Source organism: Waterburya sp. (genome assembly GCF_058530065.1).
Genome location: NZ_JBZNBU010000211.1, coordinates 1 through 8,466, shown reverse-complemented (window position 1 = coordinate 8,466; position 8,466 = coordinate 1). Strand labels below are relative to the sequence as shown.

Annotated in this window: 13 protein-coding genes; 8 read left to right on the top strand and 5 right to left on the bottom strand. The window is 38.8% G+C overall.

Annotated elements, in window-relative coordinates; all coding sequences use genetic code 11:
* Nucleotides 1-136: 136 nt before the first annotated feature.
* Nucleotides 137-1,183: a tRNA (adenosine(37)-N6)-threonylcarbamoyltransferase complex transferase subunit TsaD gene (tsaD, locus tag AC33VI_RS13025; RefSeq protein ID WP_491782697.1), complete on the bottom strand. Its 1,047-nt coding sequence runs from the start codon at nt 1,181-1,183 to the stop codon at nt 137-139.
* A gap of 203 nt (nt 1,184-1,386) precedes the next feature.
* Here tsaD and AC33VI_RS13020 point away from each other — a divergent pair, with 203 nt between their 5' ends.
* The 4 genes from AC33VI_RS13020 to AC33VI_RS13005 all read left to right on the top strand — a co-directional run bounded on the left by AC33VI_RS13020 (nt 1,387) and on the right by AC33VI_RS13005 (nt 3,400).
* Nucleotides 1,387-1,884 (top strand): Photosystem I reaction center subunit III, encoded by a 498-nt coding sequence (locus AC33VI_RS13020; protein WP_491782696.1) that lies wholly within the window; start codon nt 1,387-1,389, stop codon nt 1,882-1,884.
* Nucleotides 1,885-1,929: 45 nt separating this feature from the next.
* Nucleotides 1,930-2,058: a photosystem I reaction center subunit IX gene (gene psaJ / locus AC33VI_RS13015; RefSeq protein ID WP_491782695.1), complete on the top strand. Its 129-nt coding sequence runs from the start codon at nt 1,930-1,932 to the stop codon at nt 2,056-2,058.
* 139 nt (nt 2,059-2,197) lie between these two features.
* A complete protein-coding gene (locus AC33VI_RS13010) occupies nt 2,198-2,938 on the top strand; it encodes a class I SAM-dependent methyltransferase (protein WP_491782694.1) in 741 nt (246 codons plus the stop codon).
* 258 nt (nt 2,939-3,196) lie between these two features.
* On the top strand, nt 3,197-3,400 hold the full coding sequence (locus tag AC33VI_RS13005; RefSeq protein WP_491782693.1) for a hypothetical protein: 204 nt from the start codon (nt 3,197-3,199) through the stop codon (nt 3,398-3,400).
* A 17-nt stretch (nt 3,401-3,417) separates the two neighbouring features.
* Here AC33VI_RS13005 and AC33VI_RS13000 read toward each other — a convergent pair whose 3' ends face one another.
* From AC33VI_RS13000 to AC33VI_RS12990, 3 genes are all read right to left on the bottom strand, one after another.
* A complete protein-coding gene (locus AC33VI_RS13000; protein WP_491782692.1) occupies nt 3,418-4,302 on the bottom strand; it encodes a sugar phosphate nucleotidyltransferase in 885 nt (294 codons plus the stop codon).
* A gap of 20 nt (nt 4,303-4,322) precedes the next feature.
* Nucleotides 4,323-5,006, bottom strand: a complete 684-nt coding sequence (locus tag AC33VI_RS12995; RefSeq protein ID WP_491782691.1) for an HAD family hydrolase — start codon at nt 5,004-5,006, stop codon at nt 4,323-4,325.
* A 73-nt stretch (nt 5,007-5,079) separates the two neighbouring features.
* Nucleotides 5,080-5,886 carry a class I SAM-dependent methyltransferase gene (locus AC33VI_RS12990; RefSeq protein ID WP_491782690.1) on the bottom strand — a complete coding sequence of 269 codons (807 nt, stop codon included), beginning with the start codon at nt 5,884-5,886 and terminating at the stop codon, nt 5,080-5,082.
* Nucleotides 5,887-6,107: 221 nt separating this feature from the next.
* Between AC33VI_RS12990 and AC33VI_RS12985 the strand changes: the two genes are divergently transcribed.
* From AC33VI_RS12985 to AC33VI_RS12975, 3 genes are all read left to right on the top strand, one after another.
* Entirely contained in the window at nt 6,108-6,320 is a 213-nt protein-coding gene (locus tag AC33VI_RS12985; RefSeq protein WP_491782689.1) for a type II toxin-antitoxin system VapB family antitoxin, read from the top strand.
* Nucleotides 6,307-6,720 (top strand): type II toxin-antitoxin system VapC family toxin, encoded by a 414-nt coding sequence (gene vapC, locus AC33VI_RS12980; protein ID WP_491782688.1) that lies wholly within the window; start codon nt 6,307-6,309, stop codon nt 6,718-6,720. The genes AC33VI_RS12985 and vapC overlap by 14 nt, the downstream gene beginning before the upstream one ends.
* A 518-nt stretch (nt 6,721-7,238) precedes the next feature.
* The gene (locus tag AC33VI_RS12975; RefSeq protein ID WP_491782687.1) at nt 7,239-7,418 is read left to right on the top strand and encodes a hypothetical protein; all 180 of its coding nucleotides are present in this window, start codon (nt 7,239-7,241) and stop codon (nt 7,416-7,418) included.
* Nucleotides 7,419-7,438: 20 nt separating this feature from the next.
* Here AC33VI_RS12975 and AC33VI_RS12970 read toward each other — a convergent pair whose 3' ends face one another.
* Entirely contained in the window at nt 7,439-7,594 is a 156-nt protein-coding gene (locus tag AC33VI_RS12970) for a hypothetical protein (protein WP_491782686.1), read from the bottom strand.
* A gap of 26 nt (nt 7,595-7,620) precedes the next feature.
* Between AC33VI_RS12970 and AC33VI_RS12965 the strand changes: the two genes are divergently transcribed.
* Nucleotides 7,621-8,466, top strand: an 846-nt coding sequence (locus AC33VI_RS12965; protein ID WP_491782685.1) for an FG-GAP repeat domain-containing protein, incomplete at its 3' end; no start/stop codon positions are given.

The window sequence follows — 8,466 nt, the reverse complement described above, 5'->3', positions numbered from 1 at the left end:
CTGCAAGTGGATGGAATAGCCACTTCCGCTAGTGGAGGGAGTGTAAGACCCGACCGAGGACGAAAGACCAAGGTAAGGCAGCACCCAGCGAAGCTAGAAACTCAGTCTTCGTCCCGTTAGGGCAGGGCTGAGTAGTTCATTTAGATCTATACAACTCCATTACGCGATCTATTTTTAAGCGAGACTGTACTTCTAAATCTAGAGCGGAAGTATGACCTAAATTAAAATGTTGGGCTGCGGCACAAGCAATCATCGCAGCATTGTCAGTACAGAATTTCAACGGTGGAAAATAGACTTTTAAATTGTACTTTTCTGCTGCTTCGGTTAAATGTTTCCTCAATCTACTATTAGCTGCAACGCCGCCACCAATCGTAATAGTATCCAAACCATAATCGCGGGCGCATTTAACGCTACGCTTGGCTAATACTTTAGTTACAGTATCTTGAAAACTAGCTGCCACATCGGCAACGGGAATATCCCCTTCGTCTGCTAATTTCTCAGTCAATCTCAATATTGCAGTTTTTATACCACTAAAACTAAAATCATAGGGATGATAGCCCCTGCCATTGGGTAAAGATATCCTACCTTCTGGTAGGGGAAAAGCTTTAGGATTCCCTTCTTTAGCCAAGCGATCGATTATTGGTCCTCCTGGATATCCTAAATTTAACAAGCGGGCTACCTTGTCAAATGCTTCTCCCGCAGCATCGTCTCTGGTCGATCCCAATAACTCGTATTTACCGTAGTCTTTAACATAAATACTGCTGGTATGCCCTCCAGAAACTAACAAACATAAAAAAGGCGGTTGTAATTCTGGTTGGGCTAAATAAGAAGCATAAATATGTCCTTCTAAATGATGTACCCCTAAAAATGGCTTGTCATGAATCAAGGTCAGGGTTTTAGCAGTTGCCATTCCTACCAATAATGCTCCTACCAAACCAGGAGTACAAGTAGCTGCGATCGCATCTATATCTTGCCAGTCTAATCCCGATTCGGCGAGCGCGCGATCGATACAGGGATTGATAATTTCTAGGTGCTGTCGAGAAGCCAATTCGGGCACGACTCCACCATAAATTTTATGTAATTCGATCTGAGAAGAAACAATACTACTTAAAACTTGACGATTCTTAACGATTGCCACCGCAGTTTCGTCACAACTTGTTTCGATCGCTAAAATTGTTGCCATCCTTTGATAAGTTGAGTGTTGATGAACAAATTTGTTCGCCTATTCTTGACTCTTTAGTTTTAGCTACCAGACAATCGCCGCATTAATAAAGGCTGCGATAAATTAAGAACTATAACTGAAAGTAAGATTAGTTGGCGAGAAAGAGATATCTTTACGCTAATACACAAACACAATTATTATCTGACACAAAAGGAAACATATTCATGAGAAGGTTGTTTGCTTTAATACTAGTATTTACGCTTTGGTTTGGCTTTGCTCCTACTGCTAGTGCTGATGGAGTAGCTGGTCTAACCCCTTGTAGCGAAAACCCTGCCTACGTACAAAAAGCTAAAAATTTCCGTAACACTACTGACGATCCTAACTCTGGTCAAATTAGAGCCGAGCGTTATGCAGAAGCTCTTTGTGGCCCTGAAGGATATCCCCATCTAATTGTAGATGGTCGCTGGTCTCATATGGGAGACTTTTTTATTCCCAGTATTCTCTTCTTGTACATCGCAGGTTGGATCGGCTGGGCTGGTCGCTCTTATCTAATTGCGGTTAGAGACGAAAAAAATGCTGAAATGCAAGAAATCGTAATTAACGTACCTTTGGCTATCAGCAAAATGTTAGCTGCTGCTACTTGGCCTTTACTTGCTTTTGGCGAATTTACTAGTGGCAAAATGTTTGCGGATGAATCGGAAGTTACCGTTTCTCCTCGCTAAATTCGACCCTAGATTATATTCTTTATCGTTTAACAGGAGGATCTTATGGGAGACTTACAAAAGTTTCTTTCTACTGCCCCAGTATTGATTATGGCTCTGCTAACAGTTACAGCAGGCATTTTGATTGAATTCAATCGTTTTTATCCAGATTTGTTGTTCCACCCCTTGGGATAATTTCAAATCTATTTGAACAGAAGGTTTCGGTAACTTAACTTACAATACGTTAATTTTCGGCGGAGGTGCTGAAAATTGCATTTTTAATTCTGCGATTAATATTAGTTGTTAGTCGCAGTTTTTATTTGTTCTCAAAGTCATGAATCAATGGAATGTCGAGCTTTACGAAGAAAAACATGGTTATGTATGGCAATATGGCGCAAGCTTGCTAGAAATGCTTGCCCCCAAAGCCGAAGAGACTATTTTAGATTTAGGATGTGGTACGGGACAGTTAACCGCGCAAATTGCTACATCGGGGGCAAAGGTAGTTGGTTTGGATAGTGCTGAAAATGCGATCGCTCAATGCTATCAGAGTTACCCTCAGATTGAATTTGTTGTAGCTAATGGTGCTGATTTTTCTTTAGAAAGAGATTTTGACGGGGTGTTTTCTAACGCAGCCTTGCACTGGATTAAACCCCCAGATGCAGCCGTTGATTGTATTTACCAAGCTTTGAAACCAGGAGGGCGTTTGGTGGCAGAATTTGGCGGAAAAGACAATATAAAAAAAATTATTGAAGCTATTAATGTTGTTTTAGGGGATTCAGCCGATAATCCTTGGTATTTTCCCAGTATTGGAGAATACAGTTCTTTATTAGAAGAGAGAGGGTTTCGAGTTAACTATGCAACCCTATTCGATCGCCCTACCAAATTAGAAGGAGAAAATGGTTTGGCTAATTGGTTAGAAATGTTTGCCAGCGATCGCTTTGAAGGTCTTTCTTCTGTGACTAAAATAGCAGCGATTAAGCGTATTGAATCTTTATTATATCCTGAGTTGCACCGCGAAGGAAATTGGTGGGCTGACTATTGCAGAATACGTATTCTTGCTACTAAAACTAGTTAAAATAGCCTAATGAATTGTTTAACTTAAAATTAATTAATTTTGTGCAACAAGATTTATCGGTTTGATGTTTAATGGTTATTATCAAATAAAGAATTATAATGTTGTTTGTGTAACAAGTTATTAAAGATTGATGAACTAATATATAGTTAGGTAGTCAGTAGTTGGTTCTCAAATGCAATTAATCAACTATTTTCCATCATACTCAAAATTACCTTACCGAATTCTAATCAAAGCCAATCCACTAGAACTATATCAGCCGTGTCATACAATTACAAGAAATTAAATAATGGACGCTGGGGTATTTTGATCGACGATCGACTCGTTGCTTCGATCGGCTGTTTTGACACTTGTAAAAAAATTCTCCATTTTTTAGAAACTCGCTCTACTGAGGGAGATATACCTGTCTTGCGAGATAAGCATATCGTTGCTCCCTATTTTCATGACATGAAGTTGAGACCCTAGTGGTTAGTGGCTACTGGTTAGTTACAATAATCAATGATTGTCTGGCGATAGAATGGGGGCATTCCCGTATCGTAATATTGTCCTTGAACTAGGTAGGCAATGGCGTGATTTTTTTGTCTTAATTTTTCTAGGCAAGTAGTTAGTTGGAATTCTCCCTTGTAGCGTTGATTATTGTCTATTTCCGCTGCTAATAGGTTAAAAATTTCTGATTCTAAAATATACATACCAAATATCCCTAGAAATTCATCTGCTGCCATTCCTGGTACTTGGAGATTTTCCCTGGCATATTCTAAAGTTGGTTTTTCGTAGATTTCAGAAATTTTTAAAATCGACTTATCTGTATGCCAAGTGCCTGCAACACAACCAGCCTTATGAATAATATCTCCTCCCATCGGGGTAATACCAATCACACTAGTATTAACTTGCTGATAAATATCTACTATTTGTTTGGCACAAGAAATCTCTGTTTGAGAGCGATAAATATGATCTCCTAAGAGTAATAAAAAAGGTTCGTTATTCACCCACTCACGAGCGCAAAATACCGCATGACCGAAGCCTTCTTGTTCGGTTTGAGTCACAATAGTAATGCGACTGCCTAAATCTTGTAGATATTCAGTATATTCGAGGTTTTCTGGCGATAATTTAGCTAGTAATTCTGGTTTGGGTGGAGACTTTAAGAGAGCGCGAAATAAATCGCGATCGCATTCTTGTACGACAATACCAACTTCTTCAATACCACCGCTAATTGCCTCTTCAATAATTGCCAGAATAATCGGTTTGGCTCGACCATCGCGATCGATAATGGGAAACAGTTCTTTTTTTAAAGCTTTAGTAGCAGGGTACATTCTCGTGCCAAAACCTGCTGCGGGAATTACGGCTTTTCTTACTTTTAGTTTGGACATTTTTAGATGACATTTAAGTATTAAAAACTTTTAGACAAAACGCGATCGACTCGATCTAGTTCGATTTCCGAAAAATCATCTACCGTCCAATTTGCTTTCCGCTGCAACATATGAAGGGGATAAGTCTTAGCAATGCCCACTACTTGTATATTGGCTCTTTTGGCGGCTTCAATGCCAACGGGGTTATCTTCGATCGCCAAACATTCACTAGGTTGTAAATTGAGTCTTTCAGCAGCCAGCAAATAGGGTGCTGGCTCGGGTTTGCTGGCTGACAAGTCGTCTCCCGTCACAATGATGTCGAAGTATTGGGTTAAATCTAATTTAGCTAGAATATATTCCACTTCCGACTTGGGTGCGCCCGTAACCAAACCCACAGCTATTTCTTGTTCTTGTAATTTACTTAAAAACTCTGATAGATGGGCAGATAAGGATAGTTCTCCTAACTCTTCGATTTTTTGACGATAAGCTCGGTTTTTATCGGCTAACAAGCAATCGAGATATTCATCAGAGAGAACCCGACCTCGTTTGGCTAAAATATCTTTTAAACAGGCGCGATCGCTTCTCCCACGACAATAGGTTGTATATTCATCGTTGTCAGCCCGTAAATTTTCTTTTAATAATATATCGGCAATTAATGTTTGTTCGATCGCTTCATCGTCGATGATAATGCCTCTAAAATCTAAAAAAACCGCTTTTAAACCCATGTATTTTTAAATATCTCAAGTTAGAAAACTAAAGGATAACCATCCTAAATTGTATTAGTATAGGTTACTCAATCTAGGTTTGGTCTAATAATTTAACTCCCGTGGTTAACTGATTTGTCCACCAGACATCTTCCGTGCGCACGCGATCGAACCCCGCAGCACCCAACCAAGCATCGACATTTCCTTCCGCGTATTCATTAATATAAGGTTCTTCAAAAATTTCTGTCAGCCAAGTAGTTTGACGTAAAGTTTTTTGATGACCGTCTAAAATAAGAATCTGTCCCCCAGGAGATAATAAGCGATAGGCTTCTTCCAAAATAGCTTTGGCAATTTTGAGGGGCGTTTCGTGAAATAACAAAGAGGCAGTTACCAGATCGAATTCACCATCGGCAAAACCAGTTTCTTCGGCTAAACCATGCTGCCATTGAATGTTTAGTCCTGCTTGCTGGGCTTTATATTCTGCCATGACCAGCATTTGAGGCGATAAATCCAAACCAATTACCTCGACATCGGTAAAAGCTCGTTTGAGCATTAAAGTAGTTGAACCAGTACCGCAACCGAGATCGATAATCTTGCGGGGTTTTCCTTTAACGGCTTTGACAACGGCTTCTCGATTCCAATCCTCGTTGGGCAGTAAGACATATTGAGTTACGGGATCGTAAGTAACTGCTGCACCAGAAGTAAGATACCCCCCTTCAATTCCATGAAAATTTTGCGAAAGATAGTATTCGGGATATGACAAATCGTTCGATTTCAAGCGATCGCATTCTGTTGACCAATCAATACTATCCGACAGTTCTTTTAATTCCTGACGATCGATTGCCAAACTAAATATTGGTTCTAAAAACCTTTCCCACAAAGTATTCTGTCCGCTAGCCATATCCAAGTTATGAGTGATTTTTATATTGCTTTATATGTTAGCTAATTTAGGTGTTGCTGGTTGTTAATCGCTTTTTTGTCATCCCAAAATTTATCTGGAGAAAATAAGAAAAAGCGATCGCCTTTCTTTTGGGAGTAGGGCGATTGTTTTTCATTTGAGGTTGTTTTTGTTTTTTTGTGTATTATGTGTATAAAACTATATATAGAACACGAAAATAGATTATGAGAACGAATATCGATTTAGATGATCGCTTAGTGGAAGAAGCCTTTGCGATTACTGGCTTAAGAACGAAAAAAGAATTGATTAATTTCGCTTTAGCAGAATTAGTAGAAAAAAATCGTAAAAAAGATCTTTTAGACTTGGCAGGAGAGATTGAATTTACCGAAGACTTTAGTACCGATACAGTCAGAAAAAATCGTTATGTTGTTGATTGATACATCAATCTGGATCGAGGTTCTAAGGGATAAATCTCAAATCAAAGCTGCTAAATTAAGGAAAATAATCGGCAATAGAAAATATTATTTGCCTATCTTTACCAAGATGGAACTTTTGCAAGGATGTAAAGACGAGATAGAGTGGGCAAAAATGAGTTCTTATTTAGCAGTTCAAGATTATAAGACACCCGATTACAAATCTATTTGGGAGAATGCTGCTAGAATGTACTTTGAGCTTCGTCGCCAGGGAATAACTGTTCGCAGTAATATTGATTGTGCGATCGCTATTGTAGCCATAGAAAATAATTTAACTCTCTATCATCGAGATCGGGATTTTGAAGCGATCGCAAAACATACAGTTCTCAAACAAAAAAAATTGAATCTGACAATTACAAATTGATCTTTCTAGAAATTAGCCGAGTCAATTACTTATAGCGATCGCCCTACTCTTAAAGAATAAAGCGATCGCTTTTTTTATTTTCTACTCGAATATTGTGATCCATTTTTAGTTCGACATCCGTATTAATCACAGAACTAAAAAATGAGGATTTAACCCATGACTAATCAAAATAGTTATGCAACGTTAGAAAAAGCGATTCAGCGCGGTCTTGGGCGGGGCTTTCAAGCACCTGAAATAAATTCAGGTGACAGCCCCTCGGCTTTCCCCCATGAGCGATATTATCCCGCTTGACGGGACTGAATCAAGAAGCGATCGCAATTTCTCAAGAACTGCTAACAGGATACGCTCTTAGGGAGGATATTGCAGCAAACTTGATTATTCAATCCTCTCAAATTTTATGTTTCATTCAGTTTAAAAACTGAATGGGGTTTTTTGGGATTTTTGCGTACCATTTTTACCCCAGAAATAGAAATCTACAGAACGCACAAAGACATAGACTATCTCAGGAAAACAAGACCATGAAAAATCTTCAAAATATTCAATCTAAAAACAAAATCCACAAAATTGGTTTGTTCGCAACAGCATTTGCATTGAGCCTAACCATACAACTATTTGCTCAAAGTGTTTATCCAGCTTTTGAAGAACCAGTAAATCAATTCAATGTTCGAGCATTAGCTGAGTCCCCAGAAATTGATTAATTGACAATTTATTTTTTACTTTAATTTATACCTTTGTAACCCTGGCTGACTGTTTCTAGTTTAAAATTATAACCATCAATAAAAGCGATCGCTTTTTCTACAAGAAAGGCGATCGCTTTTTTATTTTCTATTTGAATATTGTGATCCGTTTTTAGTTCGACAAGCGTATTAATCACAGAACTAAAAAATGAGGATTTAACCCATGACTAATCAAAATAGTTATGCAACGTTAGAAAAAGCGATCGTAGATTCCCAAGAGTTACTTACTCAATACGCTTTGGGCGAACAACTTGCAGCAGATTTGACTGTTGCTTTCGGTGCTGAATACGACAGTGAAGCAGCAGCAGAATTAGTAGGACAATGGCAAACAGGAGACTTTACTTCTTTCCCCGAAGTAGAAATTCGCTCCTCTACTGAAATAAACGGTGCTAACGGAGCATATTCGACAGACACTAATAAAATTTATATCTCTGAAGAATATCTACTAGCTAATACAGATAACCTTAACGCCATCTCTAATCTAGTTATCGAAGAATACGGACATTTCGTTGATGCGACCATTAACTCTGTCGATGCTGCGGGGGATGAAGGAGCGATTTTCTCTGGTTTAGTTACAGGAGAATCTTTCACCGACGAGCAATTACAACAGTTACAACTAGAAAACGATAACGCTGTTATTACTCTTGATGGATCGGAAATTGCGATCGAGCAACAAGCATTAATTACCGACTTGCCAGAAAACCCTTCTATCAATGGAGATGTTACTAATTTACATATTGGCGATTTTAATGGGGATGGTTTCGACGATTTTCTCCGTCAAGAAAAGGGTGCTTTCGCTCGTGATAATAGCGGTACTGGTCGGATTTTCTTCTCGAATGGTAATGGTACTTTTCGCATAACCGACTTGCCAGAAAACCCTTCTATCAATGGAGATGTTACTAATTTACATGTTGGCGATTTTAATGGGGATGGTTTCGACGATTTTCTCCGCCAAGAAAAGGGTGCTTTTGCTCGTGATAATAGCGGTACTGGTCGGATCTTCTCAAAT